At 58.8% G+C, this 21,231-nt stretch carries 19 protein-coding genes and 2 tRNA genes; 11 read left to right on the top strand and 10 right to left on the bottom strand.

Annotated features, from left to right (window positions below):
- Positions 1–167 precede the first annotated feature (167 nt).
- The gene (locus tag HBA26_RS14935; RefSeq protein ID WP_126345785.1) at positions 168–1,481 is read left to right on the top strand and encodes an MFS transporter; all 1,314 of its coding nucleotides are present in this window, start codon (positions 168–170) and stop codon (positions 1,479–1,481) included.
- Positions 1,478–2,266 carry a substrate-binding domain-containing protein gene (locus tag HBA26_RS14940; protein ID WP_126345786.1) on the top strand — a complete coding sequence of 263 codons (789 nt, stop codon included), beginning with the start codon at positions 1,478–1,480 and terminating at the stop codon, positions 2,264–2,266. Before HBA26_RS14935 ends, HBA26_RS14940 begins: the two co-directional genes overlap by 4 nt.
- Here the strand turns inward: HBA26_RS14940 and HBA26_RS14945 are convergent.
- From HBA26_RS14945 to HBA26_RS14955, 3 genes are all read right to left on the bottom strand, one after another.
- On the bottom strand, positions 2,241–3,140 hold the full coding sequence (locus HBA26_RS14945) for a LysR family transcriptional regulator (protein WP_028013727.1): 900 nt from the start codon (positions 3,138–3,140) through the stop codon (positions 2,241–2,243). The genes HBA26_RS14940 and HBA26_RS14945 overlap by 26 nt on opposite strands.
- 90 nt (positions 3,141–3,230) lie before the next feature.
- Positions 3,231–4,760, bottom strand: coding sequence for a cryptochrome/photolyase family protein (locus HBA26_RS14950; protein ID WP_080461430.1), 1,530 nt, complete (start codon positions 4,758–4,760; stop codon positions 3,231–3,233).
- Positions 4,757–4,903 carry a DUF2256 domain-containing protein gene (locus HBA26_RS14955; RefSeq protein ID WP_072001212.1) on the bottom strand — a complete coding sequence of 49 codons (147 nt, stop codon included), beginning with the start codon at positions 4,901–4,903 and terminating at the stop codon, positions 4,757–4,759. Before HBA26_RS14955 ends, HBA26_RS14950 begins: the two co-directional genes overlap by 4 nt.
- Before the next feature lie 189 nt (positions 4,904–5,092).
- On the opposite strand from HBA26_RS14955, the gene mtfA reads away from it, so the two are divergent.
- A complete protein-coding gene (mtfA, locus tag HBA26_RS14960) occupies positions 5,093–5,890 on the top strand; it encodes a DgsA anti-repressor MtfA (protein ID WP_045260370.1) in 798 nt (265 codons plus the stop codon).
- On the opposite strand, the gene HBA26_RS14965 is transcribed toward mtfA, so the two are convergent.
- Positions 5,887–7,098: an MFS transporter gene (locus HBA26_RS14965; protein WP_166720941.1), complete on the bottom strand. Its 1,212-nt coding sequence runs from the start codon at positions 7,096–7,098 to the stop codon at positions 5,887–5,889. The two genes, mtfA and HBA26_RS14965, sit on opposite strands and share 4 nt — an antisense overlap.
- A gap of 138 nt (positions 7,099–7,236) precedes the next feature.
- Between HBA26_RS14965 and HBA26_RS14970 the strand changes: the two genes are divergently transcribed.
- The 6 genes from HBA26_RS14970 (at position 7,237) to HBA26_RS14995 (ending at position 15,443) form a co-directional block, all read left to right on the top strand.
- A complete protein-coding gene (locus tag HBA26_RS14970) occupies positions 7,237–8,979 on the top strand; it encodes an IucA/IucC family protein (protein WP_063154977.1) in 1,743 nt (580 codons plus the stop codon).
- Positions 8,979–9,926, top strand: coding sequence for a GNAT family N-acetyltransferase (locus tag HBA26_RS14975; protein ID WP_049000072.1), 948 nt, complete (start codon positions 8,979–8,981; stop codon positions 9,924–9,926). The genes HBA26_RS14970 and HBA26_RS14975 overlap by 1 nt, the downstream gene beginning before the upstream one ends.
- Positions 9,923–11,665 carry an IucA/IucC family siderophore biosynthesis protein gene (iucC, locus tag HBA26_RS14980; RefSeq protein ID WP_126345787.1) on the top strand — a complete coding sequence of 581 codons (1,743 nt, stop codon included), beginning with the start codon at positions 9,923–9,925 and terminating at the stop codon, positions 11,663–11,665. Before HBA26_RS14975 ends, iucC begins: the two co-directional genes overlap by 4 nt.
- Positions 11,662–12,987 (top strand): SidA/IucD/PvdA family monooxygenase, encoded by a 1,326-nt coding sequence (locus tag HBA26_RS14985; protein ID WP_126345788.1) that lies wholly within the window; start codon positions 11,662–11,664, stop codon positions 12,985–12,987. Before iucC ends, HBA26_RS14985 begins: the two co-directional genes overlap by 4 nt.
- A 26-nt stretch (positions 12,988–13,013) precedes the next feature.
- On the top strand, positions 13,014–15,203 hold the full coding sequence (locus HBA26_RS14990; protein ID WP_061097727.1) for a TonB-dependent siderophore receptor: 2,190 nt from the start codon (positions 13,014–13,016) through the stop codon (positions 15,201–15,203).
- Positions 15,204–15,367: 164 nt separating this feature from the next.
- Positions 15,368–15,443, top strand: a tRNA-Asn gene (locus HBA26_RS14995).
- A gap of 54 nt (positions 15,444–15,497) precedes the next feature.
- Here HBA26_RS14995 and HBA26_RS15000 read toward each other — a convergent pair.
- The 4 genes from HBA26_RS15000 to HBA26_RS15015 all read right to left on the bottom strand — a co-directional run bounded on the left by HBA26_RS15000 (position 15,498) and on the right by HBA26_RS15015 (position 17,763).
- Entirely contained in the window at positions 15,498–15,830 is a 333-nt protein-coding gene (locus tag HBA26_RS15000; protein WP_049138518.1) for a type II toxin-antitoxin system PemK/MazF family toxin, read from the bottom strand.
- Positions 15,831–16,088: an antitoxin gene (locus tag HBA26_RS15005; protein ID WP_041909206.1), complete on the bottom strand. Its 258-nt coding sequence runs from the start codon at positions 16,086–16,088 to the stop codon at positions 15,831–15,833.
- A gap of 277 nt (positions 16,089–16,365) precedes the next feature.
- Complete coding sequence (locus tag HBA26_RS15010; protein WP_126346172.1) at positions 16,366–17,325, bottom strand: zinc-binding alcohol dehydrogenase family protein; 960 nt, start codon at positions 17,323–17,325, stop codon at positions 16,366–16,368.
- Between the two features lie 48 nt (positions 17,326–17,373).
- The gene (locus tag HBA26_RS15015) at positions 17,374–17,763 is read right to left on the bottom strand and encodes a RidA family protein (RefSeq protein ID WP_126346173.1); all 390 of its coding nucleotides are present in this window, start codon (positions 17,761–17,763) and stop codon (positions 17,374–17,376) included.
- Between the two features lie 141 nt (positions 17,764–17,904).
- On the opposite strand from HBA26_RS15015, the gene HBA26_RS15020 reads away from it, so the two are divergent.
- A complete protein-coding gene (locus tag HBA26_RS15020) occupies positions 17,905–18,825 on the top strand; it encodes a LysR family transcriptional regulator (protein WP_166720942.1) in 921 nt (306 codons plus the stop codon).
- A 49-nt stretch (positions 18,826–18,874) separates the two neighbouring features.
- Here HBA26_RS15020 and cbl read toward each other — a convergent pair whose 3' ends face one another.
- Both cbl and nac read right to left on the bottom strand, forming a co-directional pair.
- On the bottom strand, positions 18,875–19,825 hold the full coding sequence (gene cbl, locus HBA26_RS15025; protein WP_126346175.1) for an HTH-type transcriptional regulator Cbl: 951 nt from the start codon (positions 19,823–19,825) through the stop codon (positions 18,875–18,877).
- A 96-nt stretch (positions 19,826–19,921) separates the two neighbouring features.
- Entirely contained in the window at positions 19,922–20,839 is a 918-nt protein-coding gene (gene nac / locus HBA26_RS15030; protein WP_028013742.1) for a nitrogen assimilation transcriptional regulator NAC, read from the bottom strand.
- Positions 20,840–21,159: 320 nt separating this feature from the next.
- On the opposite strand from nac, the gene HBA26_RS15035 reads away from it, so the two are divergent.
- A tRNA-Asn gene (locus HBA26_RS15035) sits at positions 21,160–21,231 on the top strand.

Here is a 21,231-nt window from a genome sequence, read left to right on the forward strand (position 1 = left end):
CAATATTTTGTTAAGTTATTGTTGCCATTAAATGTATTTATTCGCCGGATTATATTCATGCAAGAAACGCATCAGTCGATGCGGCATTTGCGCTTATCGAATTCCTCATCCTGATCCAGTTTTCAGAAACAGACGCGTAAAACGTCAACAATAAACTGGAGATAACCATGTTTTCCTCAACCTCACCTGCAACCGTACGCTCTAAGGCGGGCGCGATACTTCGCGTGACGTCCGGCAACTTTCTTGAGCAATTCGATTTCTTTCTTTTCGGCTTCTACGCCACCTACATCGCCCACACGTTCTTCCCAGCGAGCAGTGAATTTGCGTCGCTGATGATGACCTTCGCGGTCTTCGGCGCGGGCTTCTTGATGCGTCCAGTCGGGGCCATTGTGCTGGGGGCTTATATTGACAAGGTCGGTCGCCGCAAAGGGCTGATCGTGACGCTTTCCATCATGGCGGCAGGCACCTTCCTGATCGTGCTGATCCCGTCCTATCAAAGCATCGGGCTTTGGGCACCGTTGCTGGTACTGACGGGCCGTCTGCTGCAGGGCTTTTCCGCCGGTGCGGAGCTTGGAGGCGTCTCGGTCTATCTCGCTGAAATCGCCACGCCGGGCCGCAAAGGGTTCTATACCAGCTGGCAGTCCGGCAGCCAGCAGGTTGCCATTATGGTCGCCGCGGCGATGGGCTTTGCCCTGAACGCGCTGATGGAAGAGAGCGCCATTCGTGAATGGGGCTGGCGCATACCGTTCCTGTTCGGCTGTTTAATCGTGCCGTTTATCTTTTTCCTGCGCCGCAAGCTGGAGGAGACGGAAGAGTTCAGCGCGCGCCGCCATCATCTTGAGATGCGTCAGGTCTTTAAAACGCTGCTTGGCAACTGGCAGGTGGTGGTCGCGGGCATGCTGATGGTGGCGATGACCACCACCGCGTTCTACCTGATCACCGTCTACGCGCCAACCTTCGGCAAAAAAGTGCTGATGCTGAGCGCCTCGGACAGCCTGCTGGTCACGCTGCTGGTAGCGATCTCTAACTTCATCTGGCTGCCGGTGGGCGGCGCGCTGTCGGACCGCTTCGGGCGTAAACCGGTGCTGATTGCCATGACCCTGCTGGCGCTGGCCACCAGCTATCCGGCCCTGACGCTGCTGGCTGACGCGCCAAGCTTCTCCATGATGCTGAGCGTCCTGCTGTGGCTCTCCTTCCTGTACGGGCTGTATAACGGGGCGATGATCCCGGCGCTGACGGAAATTATGCCCGCTGAAGTCCGCGTGGCGGGCTTCTCGCTGGCTTACAGCCTCGCAACGGCGATCTTCGGCGGCTTTACCCCGGTGATGTCCACCGCGCTGATTGAATACACTGGTGACAAAGCCTCGCCGGGCTACTGGATGAGCTTCGCCGCGGTGTGTGCCCTGCTGGCAATCCTCTACCTTTACCGTCGTCGCGCGGTTTCGGTGCAAAACACCGTTAAGTCGCAGGAGGCCGCATGACTCACACTTCTCGTTATACCGTTACCGCGCTGATGCTGACGTTCCTGAGCGCCAATGCCTGCGCTCAGGAGGTGAAGGTGATGATTTCAGGCGGTTTCAAAGCCGCCCTTGAAAAGCTGGCACCGGAATATGAACGCCAGACCGGCGATACCATCGTGATTATTCCCGGTCCGTCAATGGGCGCTACGCCGCAGGCGATCCCAAACCGGCTCGCGCGCGGCGAGAAAGCCGACGTGGTGATTATGGTGGGCGATGCGCTGGCGAAGCTCGAAAAAACCAGCCAGACCCAGCCGGGTTCGCGAACGGAACTTGCGGACTCCCCCGTCGGAATGGTGGTGAAAAAAGGGGCGGATGTCCCTGATATCAGCAGCGAGGCGACGCTACGTAACGCGCTGCTTCAGGCCAGCTCCATCGCCTACTCAGACAGCGCCAGCGGCAGGTATGTCAGCCAGACGTTGTTTAAAAAGCTGGGGATTGAAAAGGAGGCGGCGGCTAAAGCAACGATGATCGAACGCATTCCGGTTGCTTCGGAAGTGGCAAAAGGGAAATACGCCGTGGGCTTCCAGCAGGTGAGCGAGCTGCTGCCGGTTCAGGGCGTCACTTTTATCGGTAAAATCCCGGATAATCTGCAGTACATCACGCGCTTCGCAGGCGCGGTCACCCGTCACGCTGAACATCCTGACGAGGGGAAAGCGCTGCTGACCTATCTCGCCTCACCGCCCTCGCGTGCCGTCATCGAGAAGACGGGGATGATCCCCGTTACGTCCGGCGATACCGCTCGGTGATCTCTTTTTCCAGTTCAGCCGCGATATAAGACTGGATGCGCCCCCGGCGCCGGATAAGCCCCACGGTGCGTTTCACTTCCGGCGCCACCAGTGGCAGATGCGTCAGCGGCGTGTACTCTGACGTCGGCATCGACATGGCGGGAACGGCGGCAATGCCGATCCCCGCCTCAACCATACCGAGCATCGTGGTGACGTGGCGCGTTTCGCAGACGCTGGGGCGCTCGGGAATGATATCCCCCAGCATCCGATCCAGCAGGTTGCGGTTCCCCGACGTTTTATCGAGGGAGATATAGTCCTGCTGGTAAAACGCCTGCCAGGTCAGGTGGCTCTTCTGCGCCAGCGGGTGGTCCTTTCTGCACGCCACAACGTAGACATCCTCCACCAGCGGGAAAAATTCAATTTCAGACGGCAGGTTTCCCGCAAAGCAGATGCCAAAATCCGCCTGGCTTCGGGCCACGGCGTCAATCACATTCCCCGCGCTGCTGTCGATGAGCTTAATGCGAACGCGCGGAAAGCGGGACTGAAAGCGACGGATCACATCAGGCATAAAGTAACAGGCGGCGGAAGGTACCGCGGCGACCGTAATCAGCCCCGTCCGCTCTTCACTGGCCTTATCGACATCCGCCAGCATTGATTCTACGTTGTCGAGCAGCTGTGCTGAGCGTTCAGCAAAGTTTTGCCCGTATAACGTCAGGGCGACGCGGCGGGTGGTTCGGTCAAACAGCCTGGTTCCCAGCGCGGCTTCCAGCTTTTCGATCCTGCGGCTCAGCGCCGACTGGGATATGCAGATTGATTCAGCGGCGACACGGAAGTTACCGTATTCCACTAACGCCCTGAAGGCATAGAGATCGTTAAGGTCGAAATTCACGGGCATAGCGTCTGGATGTCCTGTCAGGGAAAGCAACAAAGTCAAAAATAATAGCGTCTTATTGACCTTCCGCAACCGGCGCGGTGTTGAAATAGGTCAGAGGTCGTTGAGAATGAGGCGAATGCGCCCGGCCTGGTCAGCAATCGCCTGCCGTTCCTCTTCCTTCATATCCGCAAGCTGTTTATAGACAATGCCCAGGCGGGGATTGTTACCGAGGCGCGCCCGGTTGCGCGCAAAGAAATCCCAGTAGAGGGCATTGAACGGGCACGCCAGCTCTCCGGTGCGCTGGTTGTGCTGATACCGACACCCCTGACAGTAATTACTCATCTTATGAATGTAGGATGCGCTTGAGACATAGGGCTTACTGGCCAGTAACCCGCCATCGCCAAACTGGCTCATGCCGAGAGTATTGGGCAGCTCCACCCATTCAAACGCATCAATATAGACCCCCAGATACCACTCATGGACCGCCTGCGGCGACAGACCGCTGAGCAGACTAAAGTTCCCGATCACCATCAGGCGCTGGATATGGTGGGCGTAAGCCTCGGTGAGCGATTGCCCAACGGCATGCGCCAGGCAGCGCATCTGCGTTTTGCCCGTCCAGAACCAGTCCGGCAGCGGGGCGTGCTGCTCCAGGGCATTCAGCTCGCGATAGCCCGGCATTTGCGACCAGTAGATCCCGCGCACGTACTCCCGCCAGCCGAGGATTTGTCGGATAAACCCTTCAACGGCAGGCAGCGGCGCGTGGCCAGAACGCCATGCCTGCTGGGCGGCGGCCACAACTTCCCGGGGATTAAGCATTTTGGTATTCAGCGCAAAAGAAATTAACGAATGAAAAAGAAAAGGTTCTTCCGCGTGCATCGCATCCTGCCAGTTTCCAAACTGCGGGAGCACGTGAGAAATAAACGCATCCAGACTGGCTTTGGCTTCCGAACGGTTGAGCGGCCAGCGAAAATTGTCGGCCTGCGGTTCGCCGAAGGTCTTTACGCCGCAGCGTTGGATCTCTGCCCACAAGGCTGAACGATCCTGGCGGGGGCGCGAGTCACCCGGTGCGGGCGGCTCGCCGGACCAGCGCCTGCGGTTTTCAGCATCATAATTCCATTTCCCCCCTTCCGGCTCGCCTTCAGAGGTCAAGAGAATCCCGTGCCGACGGCGCATTTCCCGATAAAAGTATTCCATTCGCCAGCTTTTACGCGACGCAAAAAACGCGCTTACCGCGTCCCGGGGGGTGAAAAAATGCTCGCTGCTAACGCAGGCTGTTTCGACGGACGCTGTTTTCGCCCACGCCTGCAGCTGCGCATCAAGACGCCATTCGTCGGGCTCCTGCCACAACACCCTTCCGGCGCTGTAATGCGTAACAAGCGCGTTGAGATTGTCTTCCAGCGCGCCGCGGTTTGAACCGTCAGAGAGCCGGACATACCTTACCCGATGCCCCTTCTCTTTCAACGCTGAGGCAAACGCCCGCATGGCGGCGAAGATAGCGATAACTTTCTGGGCATGATGCAGCACGTATGCGGTTTCCGCCCGCAGTTCCAGCATCACGTAAATGACGTTTGGGTTGCGGGTATCAAACCAGCTGTGATGCGGATTAAGCTGATCGCCCAGGATCAGGCGCAGCTCGGTCAACGGTGGCTCCTGCGGCAACGCTCGGAACAGTATTTGACCTCATCCCAGCATTTTGCCCATTTTTTGCGCCACGTCATGGGCCGCTGGCAGTGCACACACAGCCGACTGGGCAGGTCCTGCTTGTTGCCTTTGAAATCGCTCATCTTTTCAATACCGTACTGATTTATTCACCCCACCTGCGGATAAAGGCTACGACAGACGTCACAAAATGAAGGTGATGCCTGCAAAGCGCTACCCACCGCTACGTACGAAATGATAGTTTATTCGGGCTGTAAGTGTTGCAATGATAACGTTCCCCTTTGTATTCAAGTGACGAGTTTGCGAGCAAAGCGATGATTAAGTGGCCCTGGAAAACGAATGAGGCTGGCCGGGATATGGCGCTGCCGTGGGATGACGCGCTGGCGATCCCTGTTCTGGCGAATCTTAAGCCGGATGAACAATCGAAGCTGGTTCAGATGGCGGATCGTTTTTTGCAGCAAAAACGCCTGGTGCCGCTGCAGGGGTTCGAGCTTGATCCGCTGAAAAACGCCCGCATCGCCCTGCTTTTCTGCCTGCCGGTGCTGGAGCTCGGCATTGAGTGGCTGGACGGTTTTCATGAAGTGCTGATTTATCCTGCACCGTTCGTCGTCGATGACGAGTGGGAGGATGATATCGGGCTGGTACACAACCAGCGGGTGGTGCAGTCCGGGCAAAGCTGGCAGCAGGGGCCAATTATCCTCAACTGGCTCGACATTCAGGACTCGTTCGACGCCTCAGGCTTTAATCTGATTATTCACGAGGTGGCGCATAAGCTTGATACCCGCAACGGCGATCGCGCCAGCGGCGTGCCTTTTATTCCGCTACGTGAAGTCGCAGGATGGGAGCACGACCTGCATGCGGCAATGGATAACATCCAGGATGAGATAGACCTGGTGGGCGAAAGCGCGGCCAGCATTGATGCCTATGCGGCAACTGACCCCGCCGAGTGCTTTGCGGTGCTCTCGGAGTACTTCTTCAGCGCCCCCGAACTCTTCGCGCCCCGTTTCCCGGCGCTGTGGCAGCGTTTCAGCCAGTTTTATCAGCAGGATCCGCTCCAGCGCCTGCGGCAAAATGAGGGCGCAGGCGGCCCTTCATCCCACCACGTCCATTAATTTTTTTCGACAGGGGTACGCTCGGTTAACCGTACCCCGATGCTCAGCGCTAAAAACAGCGCCGCCACGCCAAAGGCCGCCGTCGTTAAATAGTGTTCGCCGAAAAAGCGCGTCACAACGGGCACCAGCAGCGCGGTTACGCCATAGCCCAGCGTGTGGCTGGTCGCAATAGCGCCCGCCCCCTTCCCCGTGGTCAGGCGATCGTTCAGCAGCAGCTGATAGCCCGGCGTTGCCATTGCCGCGCCGAGCGAAGTGATAGCAATCCCCACATAGAACAGCGCCAGTTCGGCGATACACATTAGCGCCAGCCCAGCCACCATCAGCACCGCCGCCATGCAAAGCAGGGTCAGCGGGCTGAAATGCTGCGGACGAACCACCAGGAACTGCGCCGCGAGCGTAGCCAGTGCGGCCAGGCTCAGCAGGAGCGCAACATGATGGCTGATATCCCGGGCGTTGCCGTCCAGCAAGGGGCTGAGGTGCGGTGACAGGCCGAGCTGCATCAAACTCACCAGCGCCGCCAGCAGCATCGCCAGCAGCAGGAACGGCAGCATGGTCATCTGCAGACGGGTCGCCTGGTGTGCCACCGGCGGCAGCGGCGGATCCGCCACTTCGCGCAGCACCAGTAGCAGAGCGATTAACGGCGCGATCGCCATCAGCCAGAGCGGCGCGACCGGGTTAACGCTGAGCATCAGCGCCGCCAGCGGAGGCCCCAGCAGGCGGCCACAGCTGAGGCCGGAACTGATGGTTGCCAGCGCCGCCATGCGTTTATCCAGGCCCGCACGCTGAATGGCCCACGTCTGCGCGGCAGGCACCATGCCCGACACCGTCAGGCCATACAGCAGACGCGAGAGGATCAGCCCCGCCAGCCCCCAGGTGCTTTCCAGCCTCCCTGCCGCCATCGCCCAGACCACCAGCGCCATGACGCCAAAGCTGGCGAGATAGCCGCTGAGGGAGGCCACCATAACGACCTTACAGCCGCGGCGCTCGCTCTGGCGTCCCCACCAGGGGGACGCGGGTAAAAAAAGCATGGAGCCGAACATCAGCAGCCCGGCCCAGACCGAGAGTGAAAGTCCGGTCAGGGTCACCAGCTGCGGAAGCATGACCAGCAAACCGTTTTGCCCAATGCCCAGCAGGCCCGCGCAGAGCGCCAGGGGCCAGTTGGCTTTGGTGGTGATGTTTTCGGTCAACGTTTCAGAATCAACGTGCATGAGAATGTGAACATAGTGTCAATAAATGTGTGGAAATTATGAAGTTAATGAAAACAAATATTGCAAAAATAGTTGCCACTGTAAACAGAATGAATATCATAACGAGAATTATTATCAGTCATGGAATGAGGTACATCTATGCGTGCTCTGCCCCGCTCTGCCGGTACAGACGTTGCAGCCCAGTGTTTTTTAAACGCCCTGTTACGCGAAACGAAGGACTGGCGCTATCTCCCCGCAGCCGCAGCGGATGAGTTAGCGCACATTCATATTCCACTCTCTTCCTCCCAGGCCCTTCGGGTTCCGGTACGCTATTTCTCCCCAACCCAGCACCATCAGTACCGTTTCCCGGCAACGCTTATTCAGAGCGATAGCGACAGTGGTGACGCCGTCACTTTCACTCAACTGATTGATTTAATTCTTGAAAAACCCTCAGTAAAAGGCTCACTGGATGCCGATACGCTGACGCGTTTTAAACTGCGCGCGCTGGAAAGCCATACCCATACCTGGCAGGCGATTGATTTGCGCCACGGCTGGGCAACGCTGCGCGACAAGCCGCTGACGTTTGCCGAAGCGGAACAGGCGCTGCTGGTGGGCCACGCGTTTCACCCTGCGCCAAAATCCCACGAGCCATTCAACGAAACCGAGGCGCGCCGGTATCTGCCGGATTTCGGCTCCCGCTTCCCGCTGCGCTGGTTTGCCGTTGAGAGCACGCTCGTTGCCGGCGACAGCCTGAACGTCTCCCTGCGCGAGCGTCTGCTGCGCTTCGCCGCCCAGAGCGCGCCCGAACTGCTCGGCCACTTCACCGACACCCGCTGGCTGCTGCCGATGCATCCGTGGCAGGCCGACTATCTGCTGGAGCAGGACTGGTGTCAGCGTCTGGCGGCAAACGGTTCATTACAGGACCTGGGTGAAGCGGGCGCACAGTGGCTGCCCACCAGCTCCTCACGCTCGTTGTACAGCGAAACCAACAGCGACATGATTAAATTCTCCCTCAGCGTGCGCCTGACCAACTCCGTGCGCACGCTGTCGGTCAAAGAGGTTAAGCGCGGTATGCGCCTGGCGCGGCTGGCGAAAACAGAACGCTGGCAAGATTTACAGGCCCGCTACCCGACCATGCGCGTGATGCAGGAAGACGGCTGGGCGGGACTGCGTGATGAAAACGGCGTCGTTCAGGAAGAGAGCCTTATGGCCCTGCGCGTTAACCTGCTGTTTGACACGCCAGACACCCAGACCAACGTGCTGGTCAGCCTGACGCAGGCCGCGCCTGACGGCGGCGACAGTCTGCTGGCCGCAGCGGTACGCCGTCTTAGCCAGCGTCTGGATTTACCGCTCGCCCAGGCCGCCCGCTGCTGGCTGGACGCCTACTGCGACCGCGTGTTGCTTCCGCTGTTCAGCGCCGAGGCGGACTACGGTCTGGTGCTGCTGGCGCACCAGCAAAATATCCTCGTTGAGATGCAGCAGGATTTCCCCGTCGGGCTGATCTACCGCGACTGCCAGGGCAGCGCCTGGACCGAAGGGGCCGACGCGTGGCTGAAAGAGGCGGGCGAAACCGACGTGGAAAACCGCTTCGGTGAAAGCCAGCTGCTGCGCTACTTCCCTTATTACCTGCTGCTGAACTCCACCCTTGCGGTCACCGCCGCTCTCGCCGCCGCCGGTTTCGACAGCGAAGAGCACCTGATGTCCCGCGTGCGTGACGCGCTGGCCGGGCTGCGCACGACGGCGAAGCAGACCCGCTGCCTCGACTACGTGCTCGACAGCCCGACCTGGAACTGCAAAGGCAACTTCTTCTGCTACCTGCACGATCGCAATGAGAACACCATCGTCGATCCGGCGGTGATCTATTTCGACTTTAGCAACCCGTTTTACAAGGAGAAGGCGTGATGGCCATCGCGAATATCGTCCATTCCGGCTACGGCTTTCGCTGCACCGCAACGGAACAAAATCTGCCGCTGACGCTGGGTCTTGACGGCAGCGCGGTGCTGGAGCGTCTGACCGGGATCCCGGCCGGCTGGCTGGTGGAAGCCCTCGATCAGCTGTTTGTTGCCGCGCCCGCCCTGACCGGCATTACCCTGCCGTGGGCGGACTGGCAGGATGAACCCCAGGCGCAGGCGCTGTTTAGCCAGGCCCACGGGGATTATCTGGCGCGTGCAACCTTCTGGCAGCTGCCGCTGTGGCTGCAAGGCGAACGTCCGCAGGCAAGCGGTGGGATGCAGTTTGATGAGAGCCGCCAGCTGTACTTCCCGCTGCGTCCTCGTCGCCCGCAGGGCGAGGTGTATCGCCGTTACGATCCGCAAATCAAGCGCACTTTGAGCTTCCGCGTGGCGGACGTGGCGCTGGACGGCGAGCGTTTCACTCAATGGATGAATAACCCGCGCGTGAACGCCTTCTGGGAGATGGCGGGCCCGCAGGCCGAGCAGGAAAACTACCTGCGCCGCCAGCTTGACTCGACCTACTGCTACCCGGTTATCGGCTGCTTCGACGACCAGCCGTTTGGCTATTTTGAACTCTACTGGGCGGCAGAAGACCGCATTGGCCGTCACTACCGCTGGCAGCCGTTTGACCGCGGGCTGCACATGCTGGTGGGCGAAGAAAACTGGCGCGGCGCGCAGTATATCCGCAGCTGGCTGCGCGGCCTGAGCCACTATCTGTATCTCGATGAACCGCGCACCGCGCGCATCGTGGCCGAGCCGCGCTTCGACAACCAGCGCCTGTTCCGCCATCTGGCCTCCGCCGGTTTCGACACGGTAAAAGAGTTCGACTTCCCGCACAAGCGCTCGCGCCTCATCATGAGCCAGCGTCACCGCTTCTTCAGCGAGGTGGGCCTGTGAACGCGCTCTGGCAGAAAGTGAACCGCGAGATGGTGGCGAAGATCCTCGCGGAGCTGGAATACGAACGCACCCTGCGCGCTGAGCCGGTTTCATCGGACGGCTGGCGCATCGCCATGGGCAACGAGTCCTGGCAGTTTCGCGCCGCGCGCGGGATCTGGGGCTGGCTGCATATCGATCCGGACAGCCTGACCACCGCCAGCGGCGCCGCCGTGGAAGCGGAGAGCGCGCTGCTGCAGCTGGCGACGGTGCTGGAGATGAGCGACGCGCAAACGGCGGAGCACATGGAAGATCTCTACGCCACGCTGCGCGGCGACATGCAGCTGCTGCAGGCGCGTGAAGCGCTGGACGCGGACGCGCTGATCCACCTCGACCCGGACGAATTACAGTGTCTGATGAGCGGCCACCCGAAGTTTATTTTCAACAAAGGCCGCCGCGGCTGGGGTCTGGACGCGCTGCGCCAGTACGCGCCGGAATACCGCGGGCGCTTCCGCCTGCACTGGGTCGCCGTCCAGCGTGAACATCTGGTCTGGAGCAGCGACGCCGATTGCGACATTCACGCTCTGCTGGCCAGCACCATGGATGATGCCGAGCGCGCCCGGTTTGACGCTCGCTGGCAAGCGCTGGGTCTCGACGACGGCTGGCTGCCCGTGCCGCTGCACCCGTGGCAGTGGCAGCAAAAAATTGCCATTCATTTTCTTGCGCAACTGGCGCGCGGTGAAATGGTTGAGCTGGGCGAGTTTGGCGATGAGTACCTGGCCCAGCAGTCCCTGCGCACGCTCACCAACGCCAGCCGTCGCGCGCCGTATGACATCAAGCTGCCGCTGACCATCTACAACACCTCCTGCTATCGCGGCATTCCGGGCAAGTACATTGCCGCCGGTCCTCTGGCCTCGCGCTGGCTGCAGCAGCAGTTCGCCGCTGACGCCACGCTGATCCGCTCTGGCGCGCAGGTGCTGGGCGAACCCGCCGCCGGGTATCTGTCGCATCCGGGCTACGCGGCGCTGCCGAAAGCGCCCTACCGCTACCAGGAGATGCTGGGCGTGATCTGGCGCGAGAACCCATCCTGCTATTTACAGGACGGCGAACAGGCGGTGCTGATGGCGGCGCTAATGGAAACCGACAATGCCGGGCGTCCGCTGATCGACGCGTGGATTAAACGCTCGGGGTTAACCGCCGACGCGTGGCTGGAAAAGCTGTTCGAGGCAACGGTGATCCCGTTCTACCACCTGCTCTGCCGCTACGGCGTGGCGCTGATTGCCCACGGCCAGAACGTGACGCTGGTGATGAAGGACTACGTCCCGCAGCGCATCCTGCTGAAGGATTTCCAGGGCGATATGCGCCTTGTGGACGAGGATTTCCCACAGGCGCAGAGCCTGCCGGAGCAGGTAAAAGCGGTAACGGCGCGCCTGAGCGCGGATTACATCATCCACGACCTGCAAACCGGCAACTTTGTGACGGTGCTGCGCTTTATTTCACGCCTCACGCTGCAAAGCGGCGTCAGCGAAAACCGCTTCTATCAGATCCTCGCCGGGGTGCTGCAGCGCTATATGGCCGCGCACCCGGAGCTTGCGGAGCGCTTTGCGAAATTCGACCTGTTTAAGGCGCAGATTATTCGCGTGATCCTCAACCCGGTCAAACTGACCTTCTCCGAACACGACGGCGGCAGCCGCATGCTGCCGAACTACGTCACCGATCTTGATAACCCTCTTTTTCTGGCCTCCCGGGAGTCCGCGCAATGAAAACCTTTGATTTCATCGGCATTGGTATTGGCCCGTTTAACCTCAGCGTCGCCGCCCTCGCAGAAGGTCTGGACGGCTTTAGCTCGCTGTTCCTTGAGCGTAAACCGCACTTCTCGTGGCACCCGGGCATGATGGTGCCGGACTGCCACATGCAGACCAGCTTCCTGAAGGATCTGGTCAGCGCCGTGGAGCCGACCAACCGCCACAGCTTTCTGAACTACCTGGTGCAGCGCAAAAAGTTCTACCGCTTCCTGACCACCGAACAGCGCACCGTCTCCCGCGAAGAATTTGCGGACTACCTGTGCTGGGCGGCGGACAACCTCACCAATCTCGCCTTCAGCCAGCAGGTGCAGCAGGTGAGCTTTGATGAGAAAAACGGCCTGTTTGAGGTGGTGACCCAGCGCGACCGCTTCCTGGCGCGCCACGTCTGTGTGGGGATTGGCAAACAGATCAACCTGCCTGACTGCGTCACGGCGCAGGACGATACCTGCTTCCACGCCAGCGAGATGATGCTCCGCACGCCGGATCTCGCCGGCAAGCGCGTCACCGTTGTCGGCGGCGGCCAGAGCGGCGCCGACCTGTTCCTGAATATTTTCCGCGGCGAATGGGGCCAGCCGCTGAGCCTGAACTGGGTCTCGCGCCGCAATAACTACAACGCACTGGATGAAGCCGCCTTTGCTAACGAGTATTTCACGCCGGAGTACGTGGACAGCTTCTCCACGCTCGGTGAAGAGGCGCGTCGTCAGATGCTGCACGAGCAGAAGATGACCTCCGACGGCATCACCACCGAGTCACTGCTGGCGATTTACCGCGCCATGTACCACCGCTTCGAAGTGCTGCGTGAAAAACCCTGGGCGCACCTGATGCCGTCCCGCTCGGTGACAGCCCTGACGCGCCAGGAAAACGGTCAGCGCCTGAGCATACAGCATCACCTCGACGGCGGCCACGAGCAGCTGGAGAGCGACGTGGTGATTTTCGCCACCGGCTACCGCGCCGTGCAGCCCGCGTTCCTCGCACCGCTGTCTCACCGCCTGCATCTGGATGCGGACGAAGCGTTCTGCATTAACAACGATTTCACCCTCGAATGGGACGGTCCGCAGAGCAACCGCCTGTTCGCCGTGAACGCCGGGATGCACCGTCTCGGCATTGCCGAACCCCAGCTCAGCCTGATGGCCTGGCGCGCGGCGCGAATTCTGAATCGCGCACATGCCGACGAGCCGTTTGAACTGGCCACCACCCCTGGCGTTATCCACTGGCGGAGCACCACCAGCCCGGAGAGCAGCCAGGTTTTTAAATCGTTAGCAAAAACCACTGAGTACTGACACACACAATCAGGATCAACATAACAATGAAACGTTCTCATCTTTGGGTTTTAAATCCTTGCTTGCTTGCAATGCTTTCTACCTCTGCGTGGGCGGAAGAACAAAAGGAAGAAAATATCGTGGTCTCTGCCAGCCGCGCGCACCGCAGCGTGGCCGAGATGGCGCAGACCACCTGGGTCATTGAACGCTCTGAGATCGAGCAGCAGGTTCAGGGCGGGAAAGAGATTAAAGAGGTGCTGGCGCAGCTGATCCCGGGCATGGACGTCAGCAGCCAGGGGCGTACCAACTACGGCATGAACCTGCGCGGCCGCTCCATGATGGTGATGGTGGACGGCGTGCGCCTGAACTCGTCCCGCAGCGACAGCCGCCAGCTCGACTCCATCGACCCGTTCAACATTGACCGCATCGAAGTCATCTCCGGCGCCACGTCACTGTACGGCGGCGGCAGCACCGGCGGCCTGGTGAACATCGTCACCAAAAAGGGCCAGCCGGAGACCGAAGTTGAGTTCCAGACCGGAGCAAAAAGCGGGTTTAACAGCCACAATGACCACGATGAGAACGTGTCGGCTGCGGTCAGCGGCGGCAACGACAACGCCTCCGGCCGTCTGTCGGTGTCGTATCAGCGCTACGGCGGCTGGTATGACGGCAACGGCGATGAGGTGATCATCGATAACACCCAGACCGGCCTCCAGTATTCCGACCGTATTGATGTGATGGGAACAGGCACCCTCAACATCGACGATCACCAGCAGTTGCAGCTCACTACCCAGTACTACAAGAGCGAGTCCGACGGCAAGCATGGGCTGTATCTCGGGAAGAACTTCTCGGCGGTAACGGGCGATGCCACCGCGTACAACAAGGATAATCTCGACTCTGACCGCGTGCCGGGCACCGAGCGCCATCTGATTAACCTGCAGTACTCCAATACTGATTTCTGGGGCCAGGATCTGGTCGCGCAGATTTACTACCGTGACGAGAGCCTGACCTACTACCCGTTCCCGACCCTGACCAAAGGCGTGGTGAGCAGCATCGGCGCGTCGCAGCAGAAAACCGATTTTTACGGCGGCAAGCTGACGCTGAACAGCAAGCCGGTGGACGATTTGACGCTGACCTGGGGTGTTGATGCCGACCACGAAACGTTCGACGCCAACCAGCAGTTCTTTGACCTGAGCAAAGCGGCGGCGAGCGGCGGCATGGAGCTGGACAACGCCTACAACGTGGGCCGTTATCCGGGCTACAGTATCACCAACCTCGCTCCGTTCCTGCAGGCGAGCTACGACATTGACGCCATCACCCTGAGCGGCGGCGTGCGCTACCAGTACACCGAAAACAAGGTGGATGATTTTGTTGGCTACACCCAGCAGCAAGCCATCGCCACCGGGAAAGCCACCTCCGCCGACGCGGTGCCGGGCGGGAAAACCGATTACAACAACTTCCTGTTTAACGCCGGGATCCTCGGTCGTCTGACCGAACAGCAACAGCTGTGGTTTAACTTCTCCCAGGGCTTTGAAATTCCTGACCTGGCGAAGTACTACGGCTCCGGCACCTACCAACTCAGCAACGGCCACTATCGCCTGCTGAACAGCGTGAACGTCAACGACTCAACGCTCGACGGCATCAAGGTCAATGCCTACGAGCTGGGCTGGCGCTACACCGGTGACAACCTGCGCACGCAGGTCGCGGCGTATTACTCGCTCTCGGATAAAACCATCACCATCAACAAGACGGATATGACCATCAACCTGGAAGACGATAAGCGTCGTATCTACGGGATTGAAGGCCAGGTGGACTATTTCTTCACCGACAGCGACTGGAGCACCGGCGCGAACTTTAACGCCATCAAGTCTGAAACCCGCGAAAACGGTAAGTGGGAGAAGCTGACGGTCGACAGCGCCAGCCCGTCGAAAGCCAGCGCATGGGTGAACTGGGCGCCGGGCGACTGGACCCTGCGCGTGCAGAGCACGCAGACCTTTGACGTGTCTGACGCTGACGGCAAGAAGATCGATGGCTATAACACGGTCGATTTCCTGGGCAGCTACGCCCTGCCGGTGGGGAAAGTCAGCTTCAGCGTGGAAAACCTGCTGGACAAAGACTACACCACCGCCTGGGGCCAGCGCGCGCCGGGACTGTATAGCCCAACCTACGGTGCACCGGGCCTGTACACCTACAAAGGCCGAGGACGTACGTTTGGTCTGAACTACTCCGTACTGTTCTGATCCTTCGCGCCGCCTGCGGGCGGCGCATTTCGTTGTGTAATTTCAACGCGAATTTGCTATAAAATCAGCGATTTGCTGAAATAGTCGGCAAACGAACAAAAAGCGCGTTTTCACCCTTTGACAAGGCGTACCGAGGTCGATAATATGCGCCTCGTTCACACGATTCCTCTGTAGTTCAGTCGGTAGAACGGCGGACTGTTAATCCGTATGTCACTGGTTCGAGTCCAGTCAGAGGAGCCAAATTTGAAAAGCCTGCTTTTGAAGCAGGCTTTTTGCTTTTCTGCGTCTCTGATGCTAACTCAGAATTGCATCCAGCCTGGCAAGCACTTCATTTATAACAGCATCAGGTATGCGTTCCAGCCGCATGCCGTTTCGGGCAGCCATATCAATAGTTCTGGGCTGGTCGCAGCGAATAACGCCCATCGTTTTTGTCCCCGCCCCTTCCAGTGAAACGGTGAAACCTGCCGTGCGAGCAAAGTTACCGCCGCTGGTGACGGGAACCACTACCGGTAGCCGGGTCAGCTTGTTAAACGATGCCTTCGACACGATGAGAACCGGACGTTTTCCGCTTTGCTCGTGGCCTGCAATCGGATCCAGTGAAACAAGCCAGATTTCCCCTCTGTCCATTTACAGGATCTCCTTTCCTACCGCAGGCGCATCAATCCATTCCCGATCCTCTTCACTCATTTCAGCGTGCGGATCGCACTGCGCCAGCAGCTCCTCAAGCGAATAATGAGGCCGTTTTTGGGGTTCAATGATCAGGCAGCCATTGTTAATGGTCATGCCGACTTCGCTGTCCGTCGACAGCTCCAGCGTTTTCAGCACGGCGGGAGGAACCGCCAACATGATGGATCCGCCGACCTTTTTCAGGCGAGTTTTATACATAGCGCACCTCCTAATATTATATTTTAATATAACATTTATGCCAGGAGATGCGCAGTTATTCATCAGATTCATGGTGATTTCCTTTTCGTAATTAAGTGGGCAGAGAGCCGTTATCCATCGAAGGGCAGCGCTGGTGGGAACGAATTGCGTCACTAAGAAGGCTGATAATAAAAAACTGTTTTTACGGTTAAAAGAATTATGGCGGATCGGATAAACGAAATGCGAGGCGGCTTCCGCATCGGGAGCATTGTGGGGGCCAGGCTAAGGTCAACCCCCATCATGGCTTCATAACAATACGGCCAAGCGGTTTCGCTGTCTCGGCGTATTCATGGGCCGCGGCAGCGTTAACCAGGGGGAAGATGCGGTCAATGACAACCCTGATGCGCCCTGCCGCTACAGCCTGCAACATCTCGTCCACGCTTGCCCGAACCTCAGGCCTTTCAAAAAGGGGGCCCATGAATACCCCCATGAGCGTCTGGTTAGACTGCATTGCTGGCCATAAGTCGGCTGTAAGGCTGCCACCGCCCGCATTACCGACGAAAACAAGACGCCCTTCCGGCGCGAGTGCAGAAAGCGACGCAGGCAACGTCGTCCCTACCGGATCGATGACGAGGTTAACACCGGTGCCACGAGTGACCTGTCGGACACTCTCCACGACGTTATTCTCTACACGATCCACAACATGATCGGCTCCCAGTTCCAGCAATCGGTTTTTTCGCTGCGTTCCGCTTGCCACGGCGATGACCGTCGCGCCAGCTTGTGAGGCAAGCTGAACGGCCGCGAGCCCCACGCCACCCGCTGCTGCCTGAATCAGAACGGTTTCTCCGTGCCGGAGCATGCCTCGTGTGAAGAGGCAGTGATATGCGGTTCCAAAGGAGATCGGTACCACCGCCGCTTCTGCTGCATCCACTCCGTCTGGTATAAGCCAGGTTCGTTCCGCAGGCACAGCCCAACGTTCCGCATGCGATCCCTGCATGCTAAAAGCAGTCACTCTGTCTCCAACCTTGCGGCTACGGACTTTCGAGCCGACGGCAACCACCGTCCCCGCGGCCGCGTAGCCAACAATCCATGAAGGAAAAGGCGGCGGAGTTGAACGTCGGTTGATCAGATCTCCCCCTTCAATTGAGATAGCCTCGACTGAAATCAGCACATCGTCAGCCCCTGCGACCGGATCCGGAACATCGACATATTGCAGGACGCCGGGAGCGCCTTCCACGTCATAAACCGCTGCCTTCATAAATTTTCCTCTGTCTCGTCTTTTGACCGTCAGAAAGATCCGTAACGCTCAGGGTAGCCTGGCAATCACCTTTATCTCAAACTGGAATCCGTACAGCCACGTCACGCCGATCCCGGTCAAGGTTGGGTGAGGTGCTTCCCCCCAGTATTCTGGCAGGACACTCCAGATAGCGTCGAGGTTTGACTCGGGATCGACAACAAAAAGGGTAACGTCAACCACGTCATCGAACGTGCAGTCCGCAGCCGTGAGAACAGCATTAAGGTTATCAAACGCCAGACGGATCTGCGCTTTTATATCCTCTTCAGGCGAACCATCTTCCCGGCTACCCACCTGCCCCGAAACAAACAAGAAGCCATTAGATTTGATGGCGGGTGAATAGCGATTGCGCTCATAGAGCGCCTGGCGTCCGAAGGGAAAAACGGCTTCGCGTATTGTCATATTTGTACCTTTGTAATGGGGCGAACTCTGCCCGGTGAACGTAAAGAGACTTTACAGCTGCTGAAGCAGAGGGATAAACAGGCGACTTTGTTCATCATTGTTTGTAATATCCAAACAATCGGTGAAAAGAGAGGACATGGGATGGATCGTATTGATGCGATGCGCGCCTTTGCTCGCGTGGTGGAGGCAGGCAGCTTCACTAAGGCTGCCCAAACGCTTCATATGAGCAAAACCACGGTGACGCAGCTTATTCAGCAGCTGGAAGCGCGCCTGCGCGTCAAGCTGCTCCATCGCACCACCCGCAGGCTCGGCGTCACTCCCGATGGCGCGGTCTACTACGAGCGCGTTATCCGCCTGCTGGCGGACATGGAAGATGCAGAAAACTGCCTGTCCAGTGCGGCGATGACGCCCAGGGGACGCCTAAGGGTGGATGTGCCCACTCCTCTCGCCCGCCTTGTGCTGGTGCCCGCGCTACCGGCTTTTCACGCGCGCTACCCTGATATCCAGTTCGACATGGGCGTAAGTGACCGGGTGGTGGATCTGATTGGCGACAACGTGGATTGCGTCCTGCGGGGTGGCGAAATCAACGACCAGTCCCTGATCGCACGCCATGTCGGCGATTTGCAAATCGGTGTTTACGTTGCACCGAGTTATGTGGAACGCCTTGGCGCCCCCGCGCATCCGCGAGAGCTGGAAAACACGGACCATCGCATCGTGGGATTCTTGTCCTCACGCACCGGTAAGATTGATCCTCTGGTGCTGCACGGTGAGAGTGAACGTATTGAAATTACGGGCAGCTATGTGCTTGCAGTGGATGATGGCAATGCTTACCTCGAAGCTGGACTAGCGGGATTGGGCGTGATTGCGCTGCCGGTCTATATGGCGGCAGCACATCAGGCTCGCGGTGCCTTGATTCCGCTATTTGAACGCTGGCGTATTGCTCCAATGCCCCTGTACCTGGCATTCCCGCCTAACCGCCACGTCAACGCTAAAATGCGCGTTTTTATTGACTGGATCGTTGAGTTGATGCAGCAGCATGTCCCCACAACTTACAATAAGTGACGACATCCCTGCCCCCCTGATTCGGCAGCGCTACCTGGCAAGCCCGAACCTAAATCTGATAATCAATCGCCACTTCTTCCGGCTCCATTACCTGGCGTTTGATCTCATCCACCGACAGCCCGGCATTGCACAGCTCGATAAAGCGCCACACATAGTTGCGCTGCAGCTGCCCGCGCTTCAGGCCCAGCCAGACGGTGTTGGCGTCAAACAGATGCCGCGTGTCAAGACGCACCAGGTTCCCGTCTTCGCGTTCGCCGCTGGACTGTTCCGCCACCAGGCCAATGCCCAGACCCAGCTCGACGTAGGTTTTGATCACGTCAGAATCCTGCGCGCTCAGCACGATGTCCGGCGTTAACCCTTTACGATTGAAGGCCTCGTCAATTCGCGAGCGTCCGGTTATGCCCTGGCGATACGTAATCAGCGGCCATTTCGCGATCGCTTCCAGCGTCAGTGGTGAAACCTGATTCAACGGATGATCGAGCGGGAGCAACAGGCTGTGGTACCAGCGGAACCAGGGAAAGGCCACCAGCAGCGGGTCGTTGCTCAATCGCTCGCTGGCAATGCCGATATCTGCCCCACCGTTTTGCAGCAGCCCTTCAATTTCCTGCGGCGTGCCCTGGATAAGCTCCAGACGGACGTCAGGGAAAAGTTCGCGGAAGGCTTTGATTACCGGCGGCAGGCTGTAGCGCGCCTGGGTGTGGGTGGTGGCGATGGTGAGCACGCCGGAGGCATCGTTGGTGAAGAGATCCGCCAGGCGACGCACGTTGCTGGCCTCGTTGAGGATCCGCTCAGCGATGGCGAGCAACGCTTTACCGGGCTCCGTCATGCCGAGCAGGCGCTTGCCGCGGCGGATAAAGATCTCTATGCCCAGCTCCTCTTCCAGCTCGCGGATATGGCGGCTGACGCCGGACTGAGAGGTATAAAGCATATTGGCGACCTCGGTCAGGTTGTAGTCCCGCCTGGCCGCCTCACGGATAATTTTAAGTTGCTGGAAATTCACGATTCACTCCGGCGCATCTGACATAGCTCTATTGTTAGAGTCAGCCGTGCTGCAGAACAAATAATAAAAACCAGCATCTTATGCTTTTCTGGAATATCAGCTCACGAGCTGGAGCTCACGGTTCTCAAGCGACGGCTTGCTGACCAGCGACATTAAAATCTCTTTTACCGCCTGCGCCTGAGGCGACAGCGAGCCGCGAGCGGACATGTTCAGTGACAGCGGCAGGCTCATCGAAGGCGTGGTGATCCGCGCCATCCAGCCGTTTGCCGCACCGCACAGCGAGCGCGCGGCGGATTCCGGCAGTACGGTGACGCCCATTCCGCTGGCAATGGCCGCGGTCAGCGTGGAGATTGAGTCGATTTCGCCGATGATTTTGGCCGTCAGGCGGCGCAGGGAGAACGCTTCGTCCACGCGCACGCGCACGGCGCTGTAGTCGCGCGGCAGATAGAGGTTCATCTCTGCCACGGCGGTAAGATCGACGCTCTGGCCCGGACAGTCGCGGGTGCCCACGAGGTAGAGATCTTCCTTGAGCAGCGGCTGGCTGGTGATCCCGGCAACCGGGGAGCGATCGTAAAGGACCGCCATGTCCAGCTGGCCGTTGAGCAGCTTGTCATTCAGTACAGAACCACTGTTTTCATGCAGATAGACCAGCACTTCGGGAAGCTCAGCGCGCACGGCCTGCAGAAGCGGCATAGTGATAGAGGACGCCGCCGTTCCCGGCGCCAGCCCGATAGAAACGTGCCCGCTCAGGGTCTGGCCCACGTTGTTCACCGCCAGCTGCGCCTGTTCACACTGACGCAGGATAGTGCGGGCGTGGGTATACAGGATCTTGCCTGCTTCCGTTGGCGTGACGCCGCGTTTGGTGCGGATCAGTAACTGCTGATCCATCTCGCCTTCCAGAGTAGCCACCTGCTGGCTCAGCGCAGGCTGCGCGATGTGCAGCACTTCTGCCGCTTGAGTCAGGCTGCCGATATCGACGATTTTTACGAAGTATTTCAGTCGTCTTAAGTTCATTTTGCCCCCTGTTCGAAATGCATTGCCGGAACCGGCTGTCGTTGTTGAACAGGTTTTGCAATATGAATGCCACTTTTACCGCGCGGTCTGAATTGTTCGCTAACCGCCTGAAAATAAGGAAACCTAATCATGGAGGGGGGATTTATTACTGAAACAGCAGTTTACGATCTGCCCCATTAGAGGTATATCCGCACCATTACGGTGCATTCCGCTGTCAAAAACATCATTTTGCCGATTTTGTCAGCAAACGATCAAAAGGCGTTGATCCACCCTTTGACAAGGCGAACGCAGGTCGATAATATGCGCCCCGTTCACACGATTCCTCTGTAGTTCAGTCGGTAGAACGGCGGACTGTTAATCCGTATGTCACTGGTTCGAGTCCAGTCAGAGGA

It is taken from the genome of Enterobacter sp. 725m/11 (genome assembly GCF_011683705.1).
In the GTDB taxonomy this organism is placed as follows: Bacteria; Pseudomonadota; Gammaproteobacteria; order Enterobacterales; family Enterobacteriaceae; genus Enterobacter; species Enterobacter bugandensis.

What these genes read in the sequence shown, in the direction of transcription:
- HBA26_RS15005 (WP_041909206.1), bottom strand. Translation starts at nt 16,088, where the DNA reads ATGTATAAAACTCGCCTGAAAAAGGTCGGCGGATCCATCATGTTGGCG.
- HBA26_RS14955 (WP_072001212.1), bottom strand. Translation starts at nt 4,903, where the DNA reads ATGAGCGATTTCAAAGGCAACAAGCAGGACCTGCCCAGTCGGCTGTGT.
- HBA26_RS14940 (WP_126345786.1), top strand. Translation starts at nt 1,478, where the DNA reads ATGACTCACACTTCTCGTTATACCGTTACCGCGCTGATGCTGACGTTC.
- mtfA (WP_045260370.1), top strand. Translation starts at nt 5,093, where the DNA reads ATGATTAAGTGGCCCTGGAAAACGAATGAGGCTGGCCGGGATATGGCG.
- HBA26_RS14975 (WP_049000072.1), top strand. Translation starts at nt 8,979, where the DNA reads ATGGCCATCGCGAATATCGTCCATTCCGGCTACGGCTTTCGCTGCACC.
- HBA26_RS15015 (WP_126346173.1), bottom strand. Translation starts at nt 17,763, where the DNA reads ATGACAATACGCGAAGCCGTTTTTCCCTTCGGACGCCAGGCGCTCTAT.
- HBA26_RS14970 (WP_063154977.1), top strand. Translation starts at nt 7,237, where the DNA reads ATGCGTGCTCTGCCCCGCTCTGCCGGTACAGACGTTGCAGCCCAGTGT.
- HBA26_RS14990 (WP_061097727.1), top strand. Translation starts at nt 13,014, where the DNA reads ATGAAACGTTCTCATCTTTGGGTTTTAAATCCTTGCTTGCTTGCAATG.
- HBA26_RS15000 (WP_049138518.1), bottom strand. Translation starts at nt 15,830, where the DNA reads ATGGACAGAGGGGAAATCTGGCTTGTTTCACTGGATCCGATTGCAGGC.
- HBA26_RS14935 (WP_126345785.1), top strand. Translation starts at nt 168, where the DNA reads ATGTTTTCCTCAACCTCACCTGCAACCGTACGCTCTAAGGCGGGCGCG.
- HBA26_RS15020 (WP_166720942.1), top strand. Translation starts at nt 17,905, where the DNA reads ATGGATCGTATTGATGCGATGCGCGCCTTTGCTCGCGTGGTGGAGGCA.
- HBA26_RS14965 (WP_166720941.1), bottom strand. Translation starts at nt 7,098, where the DNA reads ATGCACGTTGATTCTGAAACGTTGACCGAAAACATCACCACCAAAGCC.
- HBA26_RS14985 (WP_126345788.1), top strand. Translation starts at nt 11,662, where the DNA reads ATGAAAACCTTTGATTTCATCGGCATTGGTATTGGCCCGTTTAACCTC.
- nac (WP_028013742.1), bottom strand. Translation starts at nt 20,839, where the DNA reads ATGAACTTAAGACGACTGAAATACTTCGTAAAAATCGTCGATATCGGC.
- HBA26_RS14945 (WP_028013727.1), bottom strand. Translation starts at nt 3,140, where the DNA reads ATGCCCGTGAATTTCGACCTTAACGATCTCTATGCCTTCAGGGCGTTA.
- HBA26_RS15010 (WP_126346172.1), bottom strand. Translation starts at nt 17,325, where the DNA reads ATGAAGGCAGCGGTTTATGACGTGGAAGGCGCTCCCGGCGTCCTGCAA.